The 19870-nt window shown below is 67.4% G+C and carries 20 protein-coding genes; 11 read left to right on the top strand and 9 right to left on the bottom strand.

Going from position 1 to position 19870, the window contains the following annotated elements; all coding sequences use genetic code 11:
• Positions 1-15: 15 nt before the first annotated feature.
• The 3 genes from ACQP2T_RS05970 to ACQP2T_RS05960 all read left to right on the top strand — a co-directional run bounded on the left by ACQP2T_RS05970 (position 16) and on the right by ACQP2T_RS05960 (position 2650).
• Positions 16-546: a hypothetical protein gene (locus ACQP2T_RS05970; protein WP_433515186.1), complete on the top strand. Its 531-nt coding sequence runs from the start codon at positions 16-18 to the stop codon at positions 544-546.
• 66 nt (positions 547-612) lie between these two features.
• Positions 613-1173 (top strand): cysteine hydrolase family protein, encoded by a 561-nt coding sequence (locus ACQP2T_RS05965; protein ID WP_433515185.1) that lies wholly within the window; start codon positions 613-615, stop codon positions 1171-1173.
• Positions 1174-1264: 91 nt separating this feature from the next.
• A complete protein-coding gene (locus tag ACQP2T_RS05960; RefSeq protein ID WP_433515184.1) occupies positions 1265-2650 on the top strand; it encodes an FG-GAP-like repeat-containing protein in 1386 nt (461 codons plus the stop codon).
• A 36-nt stretch (positions 2651-2686) separates the two neighbouring features.
• Here ACQP2T_RS05960 and ACQP2T_RS05955 read toward each other — a convergent pair whose 3' ends face one another.
• Entirely contained in the window at positions 2687-3376 is a 690-nt protein-coding gene (locus tag ACQP2T_RS05955; RefSeq protein ID WP_433515183.1) for a TetR/AcrR family transcriptional regulator, read from the bottom strand.
• A 71-nt stretch (positions 3377-3447) separates the two neighbouring features.
• Between ACQP2T_RS05955 and ACQP2T_RS05950 the strand changes: the two genes are divergently transcribed.
• Entirely contained in the window at positions 3448-4374 is a 927-nt protein-coding gene (locus tag ACQP2T_RS05950) for an alpha/beta fold hydrolase (RefSeq protein WP_433515182.1), read from the top strand.
• 393 nt (positions 4375-4767) lie between these two features.
• The gene (locus tag ACQP2T_RS05945) at positions 4768-5295 is read left to right on the top strand and encodes a hypothetical protein (RefSeq protein WP_433515181.1); all 528 of its coding nucleotides are present in this window, start codon (positions 4768-4770) and stop codon (positions 5293-5295) included.
• A gap of 73 nt (positions 5296-5368) precedes the next feature.
• Here the strand turns inward: ACQP2T_RS05945 and ACQP2T_RS05940 are convergent, their stop codons facing one another.
• Together ACQP2T_RS05940 and ACQP2T_RS05935 are read right to left on the bottom strand one after the other, a co-directional pair.
• Complete coding sequence (locus ACQP2T_RS05940; protein ID WP_433515180.1) at positions 5369-6892, bottom strand: alpha/beta fold hydrolase; 1524 nt, start codon at positions 6890-6892, stop codon at positions 5369-5371.
• Between the two features lie 122 nt (positions 6893-7014).
• Positions 7015-7644 carry a TetR/AcrR family transcriptional regulator gene (locus ACQP2T_RS05935; RefSeq protein ID WP_433515179.1) on the bottom strand — a complete coding sequence of 210 codons (630 nt, stop codon included), beginning with the start codon at positions 7642-7644 and terminating at the stop codon, positions 7015-7017.
• 76 nt (positions 7645-7720) lie between these two features.
• Between ACQP2T_RS05935 and ACQP2T_RS05930 the strand changes: the two genes are divergently transcribed.
• Positions 7721-8131 carry a DUF4345 domain-containing protein gene (locus ACQP2T_RS05930; RefSeq protein WP_433515178.1) on the top strand — a complete coding sequence of 137 codons (411 nt, stop codon included), beginning with the start codon at positions 7721-7723 and terminating at the stop codon, positions 8129-8131.
• Between the two features lie 102 nt (positions 8132-8233).
• The gene (locus ACQP2T_RS05925) at positions 8234-9106 is read left to right on the top strand and encodes a LuxR C-terminal-related transcriptional regulator (RefSeq protein ID WP_433515177.1); all 873 of its coding nucleotides are present in this window, start codon (positions 8234-8236) and stop codon (positions 9104-9106) included.
• Positions 9107-9111: 5 nt separating this feature from the next.
• Here ACQP2T_RS05925 and ACQP2T_RS05920 read toward each other — a convergent pair whose 3' ends face one another.
• Positions 9112-11355: a peroxidase family protein gene (locus tag ACQP2T_RS05920; RefSeq protein ID WP_433515176.1), complete on the bottom strand. Its 2244-nt coding sequence runs from the start codon at positions 11353-11355 to the stop codon at positions 9112-9114.
• A gap of 316 nt (positions 11356-11671) precedes the next feature.
• Between ACQP2T_RS05920 and ACQP2T_RS05915 the strand changes: the two genes are divergently transcribed.
• Positions 11672-11902, top strand: a complete 231-nt coding sequence (locus ACQP2T_RS05915) for a BTAD domain-containing putative transcriptional regulator (protein WP_433515175.1) — start codon at positions 11672-11674, stop codon at positions 11900-11902.
• 110 nt (positions 11903-12012) lie between these two features.
• On the opposite strand, the gene ACQP2T_RS05910 is transcribed toward ACQP2T_RS05915, so the two are convergent.
• The 3 genes from ACQP2T_RS05910 to ACQP2T_RS05900 all read right to left on the bottom strand — a co-directional run bounded on the left by ACQP2T_RS05910 (position 12013) and on the right by ACQP2T_RS05900 (position 13881).
• Entirely contained in the window at positions 12013-12855 is an 843-nt protein-coding gene (locus ACQP2T_RS05910) for a pentapeptide repeat-containing protein (RefSeq protein WP_433515174.1), read from the bottom strand.
• The gene (locus ACQP2T_RS05905; protein WP_433515173.1) at positions 12842-13279 is read right to left on the bottom strand and encodes a hypothetical protein; all 438 of its coding nucleotides are present in this window, start codon (positions 13277-13279) and stop codon (positions 12842-12844) included. The genes ACQP2T_RS05910 and ACQP2T_RS05905 overlap by 14 nt, the downstream gene beginning before the upstream one ends.
• A gap of 140 nt (positions 13280-13419) precedes the next feature.
• Positions 13420-13881, bottom strand: a complete 462-nt coding sequence (locus ACQP2T_RS05900; protein WP_433515172.1) for a hypothetical protein — start codon at positions 13879-13881, stop codon at positions 13420-13422.
• 175 nt (positions 13882-14056) lie between these two features.
• Between ACQP2T_RS05900 and ACQP2T_RS05895 the strand changes: the two genes are divergently transcribed.
• Entirely contained in the window at positions 14057-14761 is a 705-nt protein-coding gene (locus ACQP2T_RS05895; protein ID WP_433515171.1) for a TetR family transcriptional regulator, read from the top strand.
• Between the two features lie 37 nt (positions 14762-14798).
• Here ACQP2T_RS05895 and ACQP2T_RS05890 read toward each other — a convergent pair whose 3' ends face one another.
• Positions 14799-16259, bottom strand: coding sequence for a protein kinase domain-containing protein (locus ACQP2T_RS05890; protein ID WP_433515170.1), 1461 nt, complete (start codon positions 16257-16259; stop codon positions 14799-14801).
• A gap of 230 nt (positions 16260-16489) precedes the next feature.
• Here ACQP2T_RS05890 and ACQP2T_RS05885 point away from each other — a divergent pair, with 230 nt between their 5' ends.
• Complete coding sequence (locus ACQP2T_RS05885) at positions 16490-17314, top strand: hypothetical protein (RefSeq protein WP_433515169.1); 825 nt, start codon at positions 16490-16492, stop codon at positions 17312-17314.
• Between the two features lie 28 nt (positions 17315-17342).
• On the top strand, positions 17343-17870 hold the full coding sequence (locus ACQP2T_RS05880) for a DinB family protein (protein WP_433515168.1): 528 nt from the start codon (positions 17343-17345) through the stop codon (positions 17868-17870).
• A gap of 96 nt (positions 17871-17966) precedes the next feature.
• On the opposite strand, the gene ACQP2T_RS05875 is transcribed toward ACQP2T_RS05880, so the two are convergent.
• Positions 17967-19718 carry a CocE/NonD family hydrolase gene (locus tag ACQP2T_RS05875; RefSeq protein ID WP_433515167.1) on the bottom strand — a complete coding sequence of 584 codons (1752 nt, stop codon included), beginning with the start codon at positions 19716-19718 and terminating at the stop codon, positions 17967-17969.
• Positions 19719-19870: the final 152 nt, after the last annotated feature.

Genomic DNA, 19870 nt, shown 5'->3' with positions numbered 1-19870 from the left:
AATGGGGAGGAAGACATGAACACCATGGTCAAGCTCGGCACCGCCATCGCCGCCGGGGCCCTCTCACTCGCCGCCCTCAGCACGGCCCCCGCACAGGCGGCCACCCCCGGCACGGCCGCCGCTCACCGGAGCGACGCACTGGGGCCGTTCGGCTACGGGGGCGTGAAACTGGGGATGAGCACCAGGCAGGCCAAGGCCACCGGGAAGATCGTCCGGAAGACGGGGTACAGCGACTGCTCGGGCTGGGACCTGAAGAAGCACCCCACGGGCCGCGACGCCGTGGGCATCTACATCTCCAAGAAGCTCGGCGTGGCGGTGATCAGCGCGCCAAAGGGCGTGAAGACCCCCCAGGGCATCGGAATCGGCTCCACCAGGACGCAACTGCGGAAGGCGTACCCGAAGCTGGAGACGACCGCGAGCGGTAGCAAGGACCACCTCGTCACCAACATTCCCGGCAACCGGAAGGCCTTCTACCGGTTCCTGCTCGACCACAGCAAGATCTACAGCGTTAGCCTGGAACTCAAGAACCAGGACTGTACCAACTAGCACCGCGATCACAGTGGCCCAGGCCCTCGCAGCGTCACGGGCGCGCCGTACAGACAAGGAAACCGTATGACCACCACCGCGCTCATCGTCGGCGACCTGCAGGCGGGCATCGTGGACAACTACCCCTTCGCCGCGAACGTGCTTCCCGCCGTGGAAAGGGCTCTTTCCGCGGCCAGAGCCTCCGGAATCCCCGTGGTCTTCATACGTTTCGGGCTCCGGGCCTCGGGCCTTGATGTGGCAGCGAGCAACCCGCTGATCAGCGCCCTGCACGGGTCGGGGACGCTGTTCCACGAAGAATTCCCCGAAACGCTCGTGCACCCGCGCATCGAGCCGTTGCCGGGCGAGGCGGTCGTCCTCAAGCGCCGCGCCAGCGCGTTCGCGGCGACCGACCTCGACCTGCTCCTGCGCGCCCAGGGCATCGACTCGATCGTGCTGACCGGTGTCGCGACCGGGGCGATGGTCGCCGCCACGCTCTACGACGCCGCCGACCGCGACTACCGCCTGACCGTGCTCAGCGACGCCTGCGCCGACGGGGAACCGGACGTGCACGACTTCCTGATCAACCGCGTCTTCCCTGCCAGGGGTGCTGACGTCCTCACGAGCCACGAGTGGACCGCCCGCCTGTGACCAGCCGTCAGCAGGGACGGGCCCTCGGCGGCTCGTTACGGATCGGCTTATCCTGCCGGTCATGCTGACGATCGTTCGTGGGTTGGTCGCCATGGGTGTCGCGGTGAGCCTGGCCGCGTGTTCCGCCGAGCCTCCAGCGCCTGAACCAGCGAAGAGTCCCTCCGCGGCCCATTCGCCGGCGCTGAAGGCGCCCACCACACACGGAAAATGTCGAGTGGGCTGCGACACGGTGAAGGCCCGCGATTACAACGGTGACGGCTATGCCGACCTCGCCATCGGTGCTCCTGGGTTGTGGTCGGACGAAGAAGACCCCACGGTTTCCGGATATGTCGTCGTCTCGTACGGCGGAGCCGACGGACTCAGCACGCGTGGCTTTTTCCAACCTGGGCGAGGGGGTCTGCCGGGCGTCTCGACCAAGGGTGACAGTTTCGGCGCGGTGCTCGCCGGCGGCGATTTCGATCGCGACGGATACGCCGATCTCGCCGTTGGCGCGAACAACCAACGCGACGACCGGCCCGCCGCTGTGACGATCGTCTTCGGTGGTGAGGAGGGACTGTCCGGCCGGTCGACGGTTCAGCTCAAGCAGGGAGACCCGGCGTTCGGGCAGCTGCTGACGGCGGGCGACTTCAACGGTGACGGCTACCAGGATTTGGGGGTGGCGACGGTTGAGTCGGTTTGGGTGGTCTATGGAGGCAGCCGAATACGGCAGAGTCCACCGCGGCCTCGGCTGCTCAAGAAGTCCAGTGCCATCAATGCGCTGGCCTCGGGCGACGTCACCGGCGACGGGGTCGACGATCTCGTGGTCGCCTACTCTGACGACGATCCGGCTGATGAGGGTACGGGGGCTGTCTACCGAGGCTCCTCCGGCGGGCTGACGGACGTGGCCGGTCCCACCTTCGACGCATGGGGAGTGGGATCCCTCTCCGTCGGCGATGTCAATGGAGACGGCTTCGGCGATGTGATCGCGGGCAACAGCTATGCCGACGCGGACGATCCCGGCGGCCAGATCTTCATCTACCGCGGCTCGGCCACCGGTCCGGAGGCCAAGGGCGTGCTGGTTTCCCAGAGCTCTCCCGGCGTACCCAAGGATCCCGAGGACGGCGATGGGTTCGGCGGGAGTCTCGCGGTCGGCGACGTCAACCGCGACGGGTACGCGGATGTGGCGGTCGGCGCATCACGCGCGGTCTTCCTGCTGTACGGGGGAAAGGACCGTCTGCCGGACGCCGGAGCCCAGCTGCTCAAGCCGGGTGACGTGGGCATTACGCAGGACGTTCAGTCGTTCGGCGCCACACTTCGATTGTCCGACTTCAACAGGGACGGGCAGGCCGACCTCGCGCTCGGTGTCCTGACCGAGCCGGTGGTGGCCGTACTGGCAGGCTCACCCGAGGGCGTGAGTACGGCGAAGCCGACGCTGATCAACCCAGAACAAGCCGCCACCCCTGGGAGGCACCCCGGGTTCGGCCGCGCATTGAACTGAATGGCCGTCGCTTTCGCCCGATGAGTCACATGGTGGTCAGCCGATGAGGCTGGTGAGGACCTGTCGTGCGATCCGTGCGAACAGGGCCTCGGGATCGTGGAAGGGGACGCTGGTGGTGCCGTCGGCGATAGCCGCCATCACCCATTTGTGCGTACCCTCTGCGGCGGCCCTGGCGAGGTAGGCGGCCTGGGCGGCCTGCCTTCCTGTCGGCGCGCGCCGGGCCCGCAGTTCGGTCCGTGCGAACAGGGTCGCCAGCGCGTTCATGACGGCGATGGCTTCCAGCTTGGCCCGGTCGGTCACCGGCGCGGGAGCAAGGGCTTGGAACGCCCGGTCCAGGTAGCCGAGCCCGTTCGGGCCCAGCCGCAGCGGCTCGGGCGGGATGTCGTTCAGCCAAGGGTGGCGCAGGTGCAGGGCCTTGACCTGGGCAGCGAGCGCGACCATGTCGTCGACTGGATCGCCACTGAGCGGCGCGCCGAGGTCGACCTCGGCGGTGACGGCGTCGGCCATCAGATCAAGAAGGTCGTCGCGGCTCGAGACGTAACGGTACAGGGACGCGGAGCCGGTCCCCAGCTGTTTGGCGACCGCCCGGACCGACAGAGCGGCCAGCCCACCCGCGTCGGCCAGTTCGACCGCGACCGTGGTGATCTGAGCGCGGCTGCGCTCGGGCGCGGGACCGCGTGCGCCGCGTTCGGGACGCTCCCACACCACTGTCGTTTCGTCGGCCATATGTGTCCTCTCTCGCGATCCTTCGCCTATGCTAATACTGCGATCACTGATTGCAGTTTTTTGGAGGGACGATGAGCGCAGCACCAACCGACCTGTGGACCCCGGTCCGCTGGGCCGAGAACGGGCAGATCCGGCTGGCCTACGACCGGCTGACTGACGGCCACGAAGGAGACCCGCTCCTGCTGGTCACGGGGCTCGGCGTCGCTCGCCGCCGGTGGCCCGACGGCCTGTGCCGGGCGCTGGCGGCGCACGGCTTCACGGTGGCCCGCTACGACCAGCGCGACGCGGGAGAGTCCACGCACCTGGAGTCGGCAGCCACGGGCAGCCCCATCACCGCACTGTTCCGCAAGCGCGGCAAGGCGTACACCGCCGAGGAGATGACCGACGACGCCGCCGCCGTCCTGGACGCTCTCGGGTGGGAGTCGGCGCATCTGTTCGGACAGTCGCTCGGCGGCGCCGTCGCACAGCGCGTCGCGATACGGCATCCGGGCCGCGTCAGGACTTTGACAACGGTCTCCGCGGTCCCCGGGGACGCCGCGGGCCTGGGGACCCTACGCTACATCCGGCCCGGGACGCTCGCCAGGTTCGCCCGCCTGAAGTTCCCCGAGACACCGGAGGGCGACATCGAGGCGGGCGTCGCGGTGGCCCGCATCCTCGCCTCACCCGCCTATCCCTTCGACGAACAGGCCACCCGCGAGCTGCTCGAACAACTCGCCGACGCCGGCGTCCATGACCGGCAATCCCAGAGCCGCCAGATCGGCGCGCAATGGCACGGCCCACCGATCAGCTCCATCGCTGCCCCGACGCTCGTCCTGCACGGCACCGCCGACCCACTCATCAAGCCGAACGCCGGACGTCGCATCGCGGCCCGCATCCCCGGCGCGCGGTTCGTCCCCCTGCCGGGCGTCGGCCACGAACTCCCCGAGCCCGTCTGGGACGAGGTCGCCACAGAGGTTCGCCGCCTGGCCTCAGGCAGCCATCGCGAACCCGCGAATTGACCCATTCTTCCGCGAGCTCAATTCAGCGGAGATTCGGCCTTGGGCCTCACGTTCTGTTTTGCAGTACGTGATTACCGCGGTCGGCGATGTGAGCCCGGCTGACGTCGCAGGACATTAAAGCATCGCTCTTCCGCTTTTCTTCCGCCCACCTTCCTTCGCAGGTGAGCGGCGGGGCAGCCAGCTAAGGAGCCGCTTTCCGCCGCCGATCGAACGGAGCGGATTGCTATCGCTCGGCGGTTCCAGAATTCGCCGCCGCCCTCGAATGTCGGGCGAATCTGCTATACCTCTCAGGGCCGTTCGAGATACGCGCGGCGTTAACGATCGCGGAGTGCCTGACGCAGGTCGGCAATCACCGCATCGTCAAGACACTCAACGTTCCTGAAAGAGGTCCGCATGGCCATGTACGAACGCCAAGCACCCGCCGACTTCGAAGGCCGGCGCGCCGCCAAGGCCACCGAGAGACCGGCGAACTTAACCCGAGCGGTGTACGCGGCCATCGGCGCCGCGGCGCTCAACGTGATCAGCGCCATCGGACTCATCGTCTCCGGCGCGGAGGCGATCAAAGAACAGATCGCCGCGAATTCGGACGGAGGCTCTGCCCCCGTAAGCCTCGACGAGGTCGACATCCACAGCGACCGGTTCGAGTCGCTCCAGATGATCTACTCCGGGCTCGCCTACAGCACGATCTTCTGGTCGCTCGTGCTCATACTGCTCGCCTGGCTGGCGCTGCGCGGCGGTGGCGCCGTCCGGATCTTCGCCACCATCATCGTCATCGTCTCTGTCCTGTTCAAGCTGGTGGGCCTGTTCATCACCCTGCCCACCCTCACGCTGGTCGCCGACGTGCTCGTCGTCGTGCTGGGCCTGGCCGCGACCGTCTTGTTCTTCGGCGCCGGCGGCAAGGCCGCCCGCCAGGGAAGGTGACGAGGTCCCACCCCCCGCATGAGAAGGCCGCCGGACCGCGGCGTGTGCCGTGGTCCGGCGGCTCTATGTTCACCTACCAGTGCTGTTTGTCCGTTGGCCACGTCTTCTGCGGCAACTGCTGCCGCATGCGCAGGCTCTCCTCAGGCGTGCCCACGGCGCAGCGGGTGCCGGGCGGAGGCACGGTCAGAGCGATCAGGTACTGGTCGATGATGTCCGTCTGGCACTTGTCCTTGCCGTAGATGCGGTGACCCCAGCCCTCATACGTGAGCAGGACGGCCTTCGGGCCGAGTTGCCGCGCCGCGTTGGCGGACCACATGTACGGCGTGGCCGGATCATGCAGCGAGTTCCCCAGCAGGATCGGCGCGTCGCCCGTGTACTTCAGCCGGTGCGGCGGGTTGGTCGGCGTGGAGTTGAGGCAGATGGGCAGGTCGTCGATCGGGTACGGGTGATACCCCACGTCGGGTGCCAACCGCTTGGAAAGGCCCATGTAGAAGGCGTACTCGGGGTAGTTCCGCACCCGGAGGTTGTAGTCCTGGCAGAGGATCCGCGTGGGCAGCTCGGCGGTGTCGCCCTCCACGGGCCCCCGGCCGGGCAGCGGCGGCACCCATGACGGCTCGGGGCCGCCGCTCAGCCAGTTGATGACCTCGCTCAGCAGGCGCCAGTCGGGGCCCTCGGTGCCGAGCGCCGCGTTGTAGATGACCTGCAGCTCGGTCATCGGTCGGTCCGGGGCGCTCGGGTAGTACAGCTCGCCGCGCCGGGCCTTGGCCCGCAGATCACTCCACATCTTTCGGACGTCACGCCCGTGCAGGATGCAGCTGGTGTCGGCCTCGCACCAGCCCACGAACTGGTCGAAGGCGTCCTCGATGGCGATCGCCTCGGTGCTGAGGAAGCCCGCGACGCCGAGGCTGTGGTCCATGTTGCTGTCGAGCGCGAGGGCCCGGATCCGGTTCGGGTACATCTCGGCGTACATCTGACCGATCAGCGTCCCGTACGAGATGCCGTAGTAGGTCAGCTTCTCCTCACCGAGGGCGGCGCGCAGGGCGTCCATGTCGCGCGCGACGTTGCGCGAGTCGACGTGGTCGTACAGGGGGCCGGTGCGTGCCCGGCAGTCCTGGTGCAGCTTCTTGGTGAAGGCGTCCCAGGCGTTGTAGTCGGCCTGGCTCGACATGACGGTGTGCGGCATCTGGTTGTACACCGAGGCCGAGCAGATCACCGGGTGACTGCGGCCCACGCCCCGGGGGTCGAAGCCGACGATGTCGAAGCGCTTCCGCAGCTCCTCGGTGTAGGAGTCGGGAGCGCCGTACACGGCCTCGACACCCGACCCGCCCGGTCCGCCGGGATTGATCACCAGGGAGCCGACCCGAGCCGCCGGGTCGGTGGCCTTGCGCCGGGCGATGGCCAGGTCGATGGTCTCGCCGTTCGGCTTGGACCAGTCGATGGGGACGGTCAGCTTGCCGCACTCGGCGCTGGGTTCCTCCTCACAGGGCGCCCAGGTGATGCTGCTCTGTCCTACGGTCGTCGCGCCGGCCGCGGGAACAGGCAGCAGCGCCGCCAGTGCTAAAAGCGCCGTAGCGAGCAGAGTCGTCTTTCTTCGCACGTTGCTCCAATCGTGGACAGCCTGCACGCCCCCCGTTTTACGAGCGTGCGGCCAGTCTCGATCATGGCCCGCGCGGGACTTTGATGTGACTTGCACCCGTAAATTGGTACAAAGTCGGCCCCCTAGGCGCCCGCAGCGGGCCCTTGTCGCGGCCAGTCGGGGGCGGGGTCCTCGGCGAGCAGCGGCCGCAGGGCGCCGAGAACCGCGCCGACGCAGACATCGCGCAGCTGGGTGCGAGTACAGGTCTCATGGGTGAGCCAGTCGACGCAGAGGACCTGGACGAAAACCAGCCAGCTCTTCAGGACGCCGGACACGGCCTCGCGGGCGCTCTCGTCCGCGAGCGGGAGTACGGCCAGCAACCGCGCACGGAGCGCGTCCAGCTCGTTCGCCATGATCGTCTGGATCACCGGGTCGCCCGCGAGGACCCGGTTCGCGGCGAGGACGGCGTGACGGTTCGCCACGAAGTAGTCGAGATGGACGTCCATGCCCTGGATGAGCTGCTCCACCAGGGAGTCGGCGGGGTCGAGTCGCGTCTCGGCCAGCAATTGATCCGCCGCCTGCTGGTAGATGGCCGCGAAGAGGGCGTGCTTGCTGGGGAAGTGACGGTAGAGCAGGGCCCGGGAGACACCGGCCTCTTCGGCGACCTCCTCCATCAGCACGTCGGCGTACGGGTGTGCGGCGAAGAGCCGGGCGCCGACGGCGAGGAGTTGGGCGCGGCGGTCGGCGGGCGTGAGTCGCTGGCGGGTCGGCACACAGGAAGCTTAGTTGACATGGGTCTACTAACGCGCTCAATCTAGTAGACGCATGTCAACTTAGCTTGGAGGGATCATGGCCAAGGTTCTCCGCATACTCACGCAGTTGATGGGCTGGTCCTGCGTCGCGATCGGCCTGTTCCACGTGGCACTCGGCAACACGGCGATCCCCGGCGCCGGTTCCGCCGGCGCGACGGTCGACAGCTGGGGCCGGTTCATGGGGGCCAGCTTCGCCGGCTACGGGCTGGCCTGGCTCTGGGCGGCGCGGCAGCGTCCGATCCCGGCTCGGGTGGTGCGGTGGCTGGCCGGCGTTTTCCTGCTGGGCGGCGTGGGCCGGCTGCTCTCGCTCGCCGTGTACGGCTGGCCGCAGTGGTTCCAGATCGCGCTGGCGGTGATCGAGCTCGGCCTGCCGCCGGTCTTCTTCTGGCTGGCCGACGCGGAGGAGCGGGCCCTGCGCGGCAGTGGGGCGTCCGTGCTCACCAGCTGACCGCGACCGCACGCACACCAATCAAACAGCCTCGCCCACTTTATTGACGATGCATGTCACATTAATTCAATCTATATACGGAACTTCCGTCGGGAGGTCCGTGTGAAAGCTGCTCCCATCGATGCGCTCACCAGCACCGAAATCTCCGTCCTCTCGCTGATCGGCAGTGGGCACCGTGTCTCGGAGATCGCCGGGCTGCTCAGGATCGGCCCGCGATGCGTCGAGAGCCACAAACGGCACATCTACCGGAAACTTGGCGTGAGCTCGCAGATTCATGCGGTGTCTCGCGGGATCTCCCTCGGCCTGTTCGACGTGCCCAAGAATGCCGAGGACGCGCACCGCCGCCGTCCGGAACCCGGATGCTCAGAGCTGGTGGTCGTGCACGCCCGGCCGGAGGGCGTCTGCCCCGAGTTGTGGATCGCGCTCCTGGAGCGTGGAACGGCCTTCGTCTTCACCCGGACGAACGACGTGATCGGCGACCCCGGGATTCACCGGCACCGGGGCCCGTTGACCGTCCTGCTTGTGGATCCTCTTCCACAGGATTGGAGGTTGCCGGCGCGTCTGTGCGCTCCGGTCGTCATCGTCCGGTCCACGGTGCCGGACCTGGACGCGGTCACGGACGCGCTCCGTCACGGCGCCCGTGCCCTCATCTGCGCGACCGATGTCCGCCGGGAGCTGGAAACGGTCCTGAGGCTGGTGGCTCGGGGCTACTGCTTCGTCATGACCTCCCCGTACCTCTCCGGGCAGGCGGAGTACCTCCCGCGCGTCCCGGAGCTCACGTCGAGAGAGCGGGACATCCTTCGCTCCATCGCCAGCGGGCACACCATCCGGCAGACCGCCCGCACGCTCGGCATCACCAGCAAGACGGTCGAGAACACCCAAGCCCGGTTGTTCAGGAAGCTAGGTGCGCGGAACAGACCTGAGACGCTCGTCATCGCGTACCAGCTCGGGGTGAGCTTGGGTGTTCAGGAATGAGATGTCTAGCCGCGGGCGCAGCGAGCATTGTTGAGCGTGAAGTCAGGCGGCTCCGCGTTGGTGGCGCCATCCCAGCTGGCGATGAACCCGACCCCGGTGAGCGTGCCGCCCGGCGGGATGGCGGCGTTCCGGCTCGCGTTGGTCACCGTCGTGTTCACGCCCGACTGAGAGACGACGCCGTTCCAGAGTAGGGCGACCCTCTGCCCGTTCGGGAATCGCCAGCGGAGGGTCCAGCCCTGTGTCGGGGCCGTGCCCAGGTTGGTGATGTTCAGGGCGGTCTGGAAGAGCCCCGGCACGCTCTCGGTCACCGTGTAGTCGATCTTGCAGGTCGTGGGGGGCAGCTTGGCGTCGGAGACGAGGAAGACGTTGTCGTTCAGCTCCGCGGCCGGGATGTCGGTGTTGGCGGCGATGATCTGCGCCAGCGTCCGCCGGAAGTCGATCCCGTACTGCTGCTTGATGGTGTCCAGGCCGGCGATGTTGCCGTAGAAGAACCGGTCGCCGTCACGCAGCGCCTGGAACTGCTTCGTCCAGATGGCGAGCTGGAGCTCGCCGAACTCGGTGCCGGGCACGTGCCGCTCGGCGACCATGCCGACGAACGCGTCCACGTTGTTCACGTTCCCGTAGATCGCGCGCAGTCGCGCCGCCGTTGTGGTCCGGCGGACCGATCGCGTCCCGGCGACTTCGTCGCCGACCGTGAGCGGCGCTCCGTCGATGTTGAAGAGCTGAGTGTGGGTGAGACTGTCCGGGTCGTTGATCTCGTTGCCGGGTGTCAGCACGGGGTCGGCGGGGAAGGCGTCGGTGGCCTCACCGGTGATCGCGGTGAAGCTGGTGCGTGGCGCGAGCCCGTACGCCTGCCGGAGCTCGTTGTAGCTGGGCAAACCGTGGTCACGGGCCCGCTCGGTGTCGATCGCGCCGAGGTCGACGACGCCGCGGAAGCACTGGGGCAGGGTCGGCCCGTCCAGGCATCCCGGGTTGCCGGTGACGGGGACCTGGAACAGCACGCTGCGGAGCTGGTTGTCGATCTGCTCGTCGTTGCGGTACTCGGATTCCAAGCCGATGGCCTGGAGCAGCGGGCCGAGCTGGAGGGAGGGCACCAGATCGGGGTTGAAGAACGCCACGTTCAGCGGGATCGTGATCTCCGCCTCTCCATCGTCGATCGCGACCTCGATGCCCTGATTCTCGAAGGCCTGTAGCTGGGCGGCCGTGTAGCGGTCGGCGTCGGTCTCCAACTCGACCTCGCCGTGGATCTGGCTGTGCGCGCGATAGCCGACGGTGGCGAACTCGTTGCTGAGATTGGCGTTCACGCCGGACTTGTAGCCGGTGTAGGCGGGCAGGGTGACGCCCACGGCCGGCAGGAACTCGTTGTAGGTCACGTACTGCTGCTCGGCGATCACCACCCGCCGGGCGATCTGGAACTTGTCCTCCTCCGACAGGGAGGCGGGCAGCAGCGACACGATCCGGTTGTGCTCGCGGGCGAACAGCGTCTGGGTCGCGGTCAGCGCGATGTTCTCGTTGGCCCGGACGTCCCCCGCCACCATCGCGTTGTTCGGGGCGGCCAGCAGCCGGCCATCCGCGTCCATGGCGGGCGCGGTGGCCGCGTTCCCCCGGCTGGTACGCCGGGGCAGGTACGCGCCGGGCATCAGCAGCCGGGCGCTGTTGTTGGCCAGGTTGCCGTCCACCGGACCCTCGCGCAGCCATTCGAGCCGCTGGTCGGTGCCCCCGTAGACGGCCCACGCGTCGAGGTAGGAGCTCACCGTGTTGGTCTGCTGGCGCGAGTTGCCGGTACTGGTGCCCGTGCCCGAGGTGGCCGCGGATCGGCTGAACGGGATGTTGCCGAGGGTGTTGGTGAAGGTCTCAAGCGGATCGCCGCTGTTGAACGGGATGTTCGCCACGGTCGCGGTCGGGCCGGCGGCGTCGCGCAGGCCGATCGTGTGATCGACGAACTGGCCCCAGGTGAAGGCCCACTGGGTGATTCGCCGCTCGGAGAAGATGTTCTGGTTGACGTCGTTGAAGACGCGGTTGCTGATGTAACGGGTATTGGGCCCCGTACGAGGGGTGCTCACCCCGTCGGCGTAGCGGGTCGGACCCACCCGTGAATAGGCGGTGCCCGCCTTTCCCCATGCGGGATTCGTGACGTTGTTGCCGGTGCCGTCGAGCTTCTGGACCTCGAAGGGGACGGCCGCGTCGGCTTCCGTGGCGTTGACGACTCCGCTGAGGACGAGCAGCGTGGCGCAGGCGACGGATAACAACGCTCGTCGAGTGACAGAATGGGCATGATGATGCATCTGGTCTCCACGCAGTCTTTTTCGCGAATGGTTTCTTCGCGAGGTGAACCGTCTTCCTTTTCGGCGCGTTGAAACATTGAGTGGAATGACGGGAAGGCTGCGGCAATGTTGTTCTTCCGCCCGGGACTCGTCAATGGAGATCCATTGACGAGTAACCCTTGGGGGTGATTAACCCCCAAGGGTGATTACATTCCCGGAGACGAATTCGACACCGCCCGCTTCTGGCCCGTGGAATTGCCGCAGGCTGAGGGCCGACGTCGAACTCGGACATCAGGCGACGGTGATCCCCGAACTACGCGAACTCACCGCCACCCACCCGCTGCACGAACCGCTGCACGCGCTGCTCCTGCTCGCCCTGTACCGGTCGGGACGGCAGGCCGAGGTCCTGTCGGTGTACACCGGGTTGCGCGCGACGCTGATCTCCGAACAGGGACTGGAGCCGGGGACGACCATCCGGGAACTCCACCAGCGGATCCTCACGACCGATCCCGCCCTCGATCCCGCGGCCTGAGGAGCGAGCCCTCGGCACGCACCGGGCTGCTCGCGTCGCGATGGAAAGGCGAGCGCGGACAACGGCCCCGCGACGTGCGGGACACCGGGTTTGGGTCCCATTCCGGCCGGTCAAACGAGCAACGAAGCGTCCTCCGAGACCCCCTGGGTCCGAACCCGCCATCGGCCGCCCGGCAGCCTGTCGGAAGCCGTTCGCATGCGCTCCTGCCATACGGCCGTGGGCCACCTGGTCCTCTCATCCCACACCGCGTTGCCCAGCCGCGCGTCGTCCAGGTTCGCGCCAGTCAGGTCCGCGCCGGCCAGGTACGCGCTCCTCAGGTTGGCTCGCATCAGGTCCGTGCGGGTCATGTCCGCGCGCATCAGGTACGCGCCAGTCAGGTTCGCGTCCCTCAGATCCGTACCGGTCAGGTGCGCTCCCCTCAGATCTGTGCCGGTCAAGTTCGCGCGCACCAAGTCCGCGCCGGTCAGGTTCGCGTCCCTCAGGTCCGCGCCGGTCAAGTCCGCGTTGGGCAGTTTCGCTCCGGCCAGGTTCGCGTGGGCCAGGTGCGCGTGTTCCAGGTGCGCATCCCTCAGATACGCGCCGGTCAGGTCCGCGCCGATCAGGTTCGCGCCAGCCAGGTCCGCGCCAGTCAGGTACGCAACACGCAGGTTCGCGCCAGCCAGGTCCGCTCGCATCAGGTTCGCGTCGGCCAAGTGCGCGCCGGCCAAGTCCGCGCGAGCCAAGTCCGCGCCGGCCAGGTTCGCTCGCATCAAGTCCGCGTCGGCCAAGTGCGCGCCGACCAGATCGAGGGACCGACGTACGGCGCCGAGGGGCGAGTGCGCCAAGGCAGGAGAGGTCCGTGTCCAGGCCCGCCACCATCTTCCGGCCCGGTTGTCCCCGGACGGACGGAAGGCGGGGGAGGTGCGGGCAAAGGCCGTGACGATGCGGCCTGCCAGAGAGTCAGCGCGCAACATCACGCTCTCCTCCCAGGCCGGTTACCTCAGCCTGCCCGGATGAACGTTCTGAGCGAGCGGGCGGGTCTTGAGGGAGTGTCGGAGTGTCGGCGGCGGGTGGGGTCTCCGTCATAGAGATGGTGGCGGGCAGGTCCGCCTGCACGGGGATCTGCTGGCTCAGCTTTTCCAGAATGAGCGGCGCGGCCGCGCCCAGGGCCACGGCGATCAACGGGGTCATGCCGTTGACGGAGGCGCCCGCAGCGCCGGCTATCAGCGCGCTGGCCGCCGCCCGGCCCAGGACCGACACCAGATAGGGGCCGCCACCAGGGCCGTAGGGGTAACGCCACGGCCAGGTGTGCACCCGCCGCACGCCCTTGATGAAGTCCAGCACTTCAATGGCCAGCCCGCCGCCGAGCCCCCACAGCGCAAACACCCAGCCGCCCATGCACCGACCGTAGACCTACGACTCCGCATTCGCCTACCTAAGCGCCCATAAACAGGCGTTGCTGGGGGCGGTCGGGGGTGCCCGCGGGCGGCGTTTCACGGATACGGCCAGGCATGGCCTGCGATCGGCACCCCGGCGGGTCAGCTCGCCGTACCGTACGCGACGGCGAGCACCGCGAACAGGAACGCGGCGGTCGCCGCGGTCGATCGAAGCACGTCGATCCGCGCCCAGCGGCGGACCACGGCCTTCCAGTCAGCCGGTGGAGCATCCGCCCGCCAGTCGTTGACCTTGATGTTGATCGGCACCGTACCCAGGAACGACAACAGCATGAACACCACCATCGCGATCAGTGTCGCCCACCGCAGGGTCAGACCGGGACCGGTGACGGTGACCAGCCCGACCAGGGCGAACGCTGCCGCCGGGAGCATCACAATCGGCACCACCACCCGCAGGCGGCGGATGAGGGCTTGCCGCGCAAGCAGGTGCGCACGGTCGTCCAGACCGGACAGTACGGGATGGATGCCGTAGCGGACGATCAGCTCCTCACCCGCGAGAACGCCGAGCAGGAACAGGCCGATGTACTGCACCACGTCACCGCTCATGCGAGGAGGCTGTCGTCAGGACGAGAGGTTCACTCACGAGACCACTCCCAATGCCTTGGCCGCAATATCTACTGGCGCCGAAAGATTACAGCGACTGAATTTATAGCCGCAAGAGCGCGGCCAACACTACTTTCGGCGACTGGAAGATTGCAGTCGCAGTAACTAAAGTTCGCGCATGAGCTCACCCACCGTGGACTGGCAGGCTCCCGACAGGTCCGGCGTGGTGGAGGGGCTGCGGGAGCGTAAGAAGCGGCTCATGCGCCAGCAGTTGACCGACACCGCCACCGCGATGTTCCTGGAGCGCGGATTCGACGCGGTGCGCGTCACCGAGATCGCCGCGGCGTGCGGGGTGTCCGAGAAGACCGTCTTCAACTACTTCCCCAGCAAGGAGGCGTTGATCCTCGACCTCCCCGAAGCGACGATGGCCGCGCTGCGCACCGGGTTGGCACGAGCCGACCGAACCCCCACCGACGCGGCGCTGGACATCCTGGCCGGCGAACTGGACGCTCTGGTGTCCTGGCTGGGCGCGCAAGCAGACCTGGCTCAGGCCAGCGCAAGGATTCAGGACTTCAACGCGCTGATCCTTTCCACGCCTTCACTGCGCGCGTATCACCGGGACATGACCGAGCAACTCGTCACGGTCGCGGCAGAGGCGCTGGCCGCCCGAACCGGGCACGGCAGCGACGATCCGCTGTGTCAGATCGCGGCCGCCGCTCTGCTCGGGCTCTGGCGTGTCCAGTTCATGGCGTTGCGCCGGAGCCTCAACGGCGAACGCACGCCCGAACAGGTCCGCCACGCCGTCATCGCCGACGTGCACAGCGCGGCCCGGCTCATCGACACCGGACTGGCCGGGTTGGGCAACGCGACAAGTCCCCCATGAACCTGCCGTTCGTTTCCGGCAAAAGTGGGCGCGTCCGTCAGCAGACCTTGATCTGTATGGTCTTGGAGCGACGCGCGCCCGGCTTGAGAACCCAGAAGGTGGCTGTGTGGGTGCCGGGTTCGGAGATACCTTCCTGGGTAACGGCCTCCCATGGCCCCGTGGGGCTGTAGCTGGTGGTGGTGCCGCCGCGCTGACGGCCGTCGATCACCCAGCGGTGCACTATCGGTTCGGCGTCGTCGAGGATCCTCCCTCGGAACCGGACGCGGACGCCGCTCTCGTAGCAGGTTCCGTTCTTGCTGCCCTGCGCGGCCAAGCTGCCGAACACGAAAGCCTCCGGCGCCGAATCGGCCGGGGACGGCGTGGACTCGGTGGCGGGCTCTGTGGGAGAAGACTTCGTGGGAGAAGGCCTTGTGGGGGAACTCGTAGGAGTCTTCTTGGAAGTCCTCTTGGGGGAACTCTTGGGGGTGCTCCTCGAGGGATCCCGCGCCTGTTTCCCCTGGGACTCGGAGGCTTCGGTGACCGGTGAGCTCGTGGCACCGTCCGCGGCTCGGTTCGGGCCTTGCCCCGGAAGACCGAGCAGCAGGGTCACCGTGACGGTGACGGAGGTGACGACGATGGCGGTGCCGCCGACGAGCAGGCCGGTGCGCAGAGGCGTGGAACGGGCTGTGGGCCTGGTGTCCGCGACCAGTTCGGAGGGGGCGGTCGGCCGTACGCGCTGCTGTCCCAGCAACTGGAGCAGCACGTCCTGCATAGTGGGGCGGCGGGACGGTTCCTTCGCCAGGCAGTTGGTGACGATGGAGCGCAGGGGTTCGGCCATGTCACCGAGGTCGGGGGCGGCGTACAGGATGCGCGAGATGACGGCGGGCAGGTGGTCGACGCCGAAGGGCGGGCGGCCGGTGGCGGCGTAGACCATCACCGAACCCCAGGCGAACACGTCGGCGGCGGGTCCGGTGTAGTGGCCGCCGAGTTGTTCCGGCGCCATGTAGGAGGGGGTGCCGACGATGCTGCTGGTGACGGTGAGGGATGCCTCGGTGTCGCGCGCGATGCCGAAGTCGATGACGCGGGGCCCGTCCTTGGCGAGCAGCACGTTGGCCGGCTTGAAGTCGCGGTGCACGATTCCGGCCCGGTGGACGGCGGCGAGCGCCGTCGCGGTGGACACCGCCATGCGGTGGAGCGCAGGGCCGTGGTGTACACCGGCCTGCTGCAGCGAGAGCCCTTCGACGAACTCGGTGACGATGTACGGCCGCCGGCCCTCGAAGGAGGCGTCGAGCACCTGGGCGACGCAGAACGGCTCGACCCGCCGGGCGGCGGCCACCTCCTTGGCGAACCGCTCGAGCACCTGGTCGGAGACCGCAGCATGCAGCACCTTGACCGCCACGTACCGCCCGTCCCTGGCCTGGCCCAGGTAAACGACACCCTGCCCGCCGACTCCCAGGCGGCCATTCAGCCGATATGGGCCGATTACTGGGGGATCATCCGGATGAAGAGGCTCGGGCATGATCCAGGACCTTATTACAGGCTTTGTCAGACCGAAGGTCGTTCTAGGTGTTGGAGGAGGCTACTGGCGCCGTACCAGGCAGCGGAATTCTGCTCGCAGCACCGAGCGGTCGTGATGGAGGCGTGATCTCCTTCTGTGACGATCACTCCCGGAACGCCCCACGCCGTACGGCTCGGGCATGGAGCAGGAGGAGACGAGCCGCGATGAGCCGATGGAGGGTGGCCCCGGCCGTGGCACTGACCGTCGCGGTGCTGGCCACTGGCACCCCGGGGAGCGCGCACGCCGCTGTCGACCAGCACGTCACAGCGGGCCAAACCGCTGTCGCGCTCGACCCGGTCGCCGCGCTGAAACGGCAGTTCGTCAAGGGACGTGGCGTGCGGATCACCGTCTATTCCGCCTCAACCGCCATCGCATCAGACGACGTCCGCAAGCCGACCAAGTGGTCTGCCGGGGTCGTCGAGTTCGGCACGGGCGGGGTCATGGCGACCGACCTGACCCATCCATCGCTTGGGACCCGCTATATACAAACGCGCAAGCGCTACTACGAGTACGACAAGAATCCAGCCCTGCGGCCGCCCAAGAAGAAGTGGATCTTAATAGGTTGGCAGCCGCCCGTCCTCATCGAGGTAGGGCACATCCGTGTCACCGACCCCGTCACGCTCAAGGCCGTACTCTCCACTACCGCCCGCACGCAGCCCGGCCCGGTTTATGACGGCACCCGCACCACGCTCTATGAAGGCGTGATCACCTTCGCTGAGTTGCGTAAGGCGTATCCCAAGATGGTCATCGGCTATGGCGCCAAGCCTGAAGACTACCCGGACTGGACAGTCTCCTGGAAGTTGTGGATAGGCAAGGACCAGCTCGTCCGCAGGGCGTGGAGCGCATGGCGCGAACCGAACAACATCAAGGGCGAGACCTCCCCGGACAAATACATCTCCGCCGTCGCCGACATCCGTCTATCCAGGTGGGGTATGAAGCTGCACATCAGCCCGCCACCCGCCGACCAAGTGATCACCGCCAAGCAGTACACGAAATGGCGGGAAGCTCACCCCTGATCGCTCTGCGGTCGTGAATGATGATGGGATGTCGAGCCCTCCGTTCGTCCAGAGTGACGGCAAATCCCGCGCCAAACGGCCATCGCAAGCGGATGAGCGTACGACGTTGGTGGCATTCCTGCGCTGGCATCGGGAAACCCTGGCACACAAGTGCGCCGGTCTGGAGCCGAAGCAGCTCGCGGAGCGGGCGGTAGGTCGATCGGCGTTGTCGCTCCTGGGCCTCGTGCGGCACGCGGCCGACTCCGAGCGCTTCTGGTTCCGTCGGGTGATGGCCGGACAGGAGCTCCCGCCCCTGTTCGCGCCCCACGGTGCATTCACCGTGGCGAACGCGGACGCGCAGATGGTTACCGAGGCGTGGCAAGCGTGGCAGGCGGAGATCGCGTTCGCGGATCGTTTCGTCGACGCGGCCCCGGACCTCGAACTCACCGGGGATGAACCCGGAGAAGGACCCGTGTCACTGCGCTGGGTGCTGATGCACATGGTGGAGGAGTACGCGCGACACAATGGCCACGCGGACCTGCTTCGGGAACAGATCGATGGAGCAGTAGGGCTCTGACCGCGCCGCCACCTGCTGCCTTTCCGACTCACTACGACCACCGGGATCGGCCTTTGGCGGACAGGGCGATCAGCACGCCGGTTGGGCCGAAGATCGTCAGCCAGTCGGTGGCCAGTTCTCCAGGGGGAGCAACACGTTGCTCGGGCCGAGGTCGATGGTGACGGACTTGGCGGAGGGGTCGGTAGTGACGTAGTCCTTGTCGTTCGCGACGATCACGATGCCGATACGGTGGCCCGCTGGGAAAATGTGGTCTGTGGCCTGCAAACGCCAACTGACGGTGTAGGCCCGGCCAGGGCGGACAGGGCTTGGATGGATCAAGGAGTCGCGGTTCTTGATGTCAATGGAACCGCGGCTGATGACCGGGAGTTTGGTCGGCTTGCCTTTCGGGGTGACGTCGGACAGGTCGGCGGTTTCTGGCTTTGACACCGCCGCGCCAGGAGCCGCCGGGCCGTAGTCGACCAGAAGTGCCGTGAGCGGGGTGCTCGTTGTGGTGCTTGTCATCCGTACGCGCACCTCCGGCGTACCTGAGAGACGCATGGGCCGGGTCAGAGGAGGGGTGAGATAGGCAAGCCTGTGAGGTGCGCTGACCGATGGGTTGGCAATCATGTCTGTCTCAGCCTGCGCGGCGTCGTCAGTGAAGTCCTGGGTGACACCGGTGGTGGGCGTCGCTTTGAGAGTGCCCGCAGCCGATGAACTGGCCGGACCGAACCACATTCGGACCGGTCGGGAGCTGGGATGAGGCCAATCGGCGGAGGTCTGCCAGGAGTTGTCCGATTGCTGGACGGTGACTCGCGGCTCCCGCATGATTCCGTTGTCGAGGCGGTAAAGCCAGTAGTCCATCCAGCGGTGCAGGGTCTCCTGCCAGGCGCCAGCGCCTGTGACAAGCGGGTCTTCGTGTCCACCGTTGTGCAGCCATAGCTTGCGCGGCACGTTGTTGTCCTTGAGGGCCTGCCACCATTCGGCGAACTGGCGACCACGAACCTTCGTGTCGTTCAGTCCCTGCACGAGAAGGACGGACGCCCGCACGCGAGAGACGTGCCGCCGGTAGTTCCGTTCGGCCCAGAAGGGCGTGTAGTCGCCGCTGTCATCGGCTGCGCGGTCTCCCAGCTCTGTCAGGACGTCCCCGCACTTGGCCTTGGCGCTTTCGCTGATGACCCGGTTCGCTTGGTACTCCGGATAGCGGTTGCCCAGCGAGCCGGCATAGGCGATCCCCTGGTCTCGCGCGTAGTCGTACCAGCTGGAGATCGCCCCTTCCGGCACGATGGTCTTGAGACCCGCCACCCCCTGGGCGGCGGCCGCTTCCGCGAGGGTGCCGTCGTAAGAGAGGCCGACCATGCCCACGGCGCCGGCGCTCCAGTCGGCAACCGCCGCTCGCCCGTCCGCATAGGTGGCATGTGATCGACCGTTGAGCCAGTCGATGGCCGCGGTCGTGCTGAGGACGTCCGCGCGGCCGCCAGTCATCGGGCATCCCTCTGATGCGCCCGTCCCCTGCACCTCGACCTCCACCACCGCGTAACCCCGTGGCACGAAGTACTCGTCGTACCAGTCGGAGAAGACCCCCGGGTCGGGCACCGCCGCCTGTGTCACTCGGCCCGTGTAAGGCGTCGCCTTCATGATCGTGGCGACCCTCATCCCGTTCCGGGTCTCCGCAGGCCGCATGACCGCCACCGCGATGCGGTCGCGGCGGCCGTCATGATCGCTGTCCATCGGCGCCTCGACGTACACCGTCTCGCGCACCGCCTCCGCGTAGGAGAAGGCGGGCTGGGTCTGTCCGTCTCGTACAACGAGGGACGGCGTGGCCGAGGCCGATGCCGCCGGTAGGACAAAGGCCAGGTTGAACGCCACCATGGCGACACCTACCAGCCTTTTCCGGCTCTTGGAATGAGCTTTCATGGGCGGCAAAGCTAAGTGGGTCATCTCGATGTTGGCTCGACGTCGGCTCAATGTCAGCTGGTCGTCTCAAGGTGAGGCATGAACCAAGAGGAGCGGGCAAGCCGCAT

Origin of the sequence: Nonomuraea sp. CA-143628 (assembly GCF_050942315.1) — a bacterium.
Lineage (GTDB): Bacteria > Actinomycetota > Actinomycetes > Streptosporangiales > Streptosporangiaceae > Nonomuraea.
This window is presented reverse-complemented; position numbering and strand designations above follow the sequence as displayed.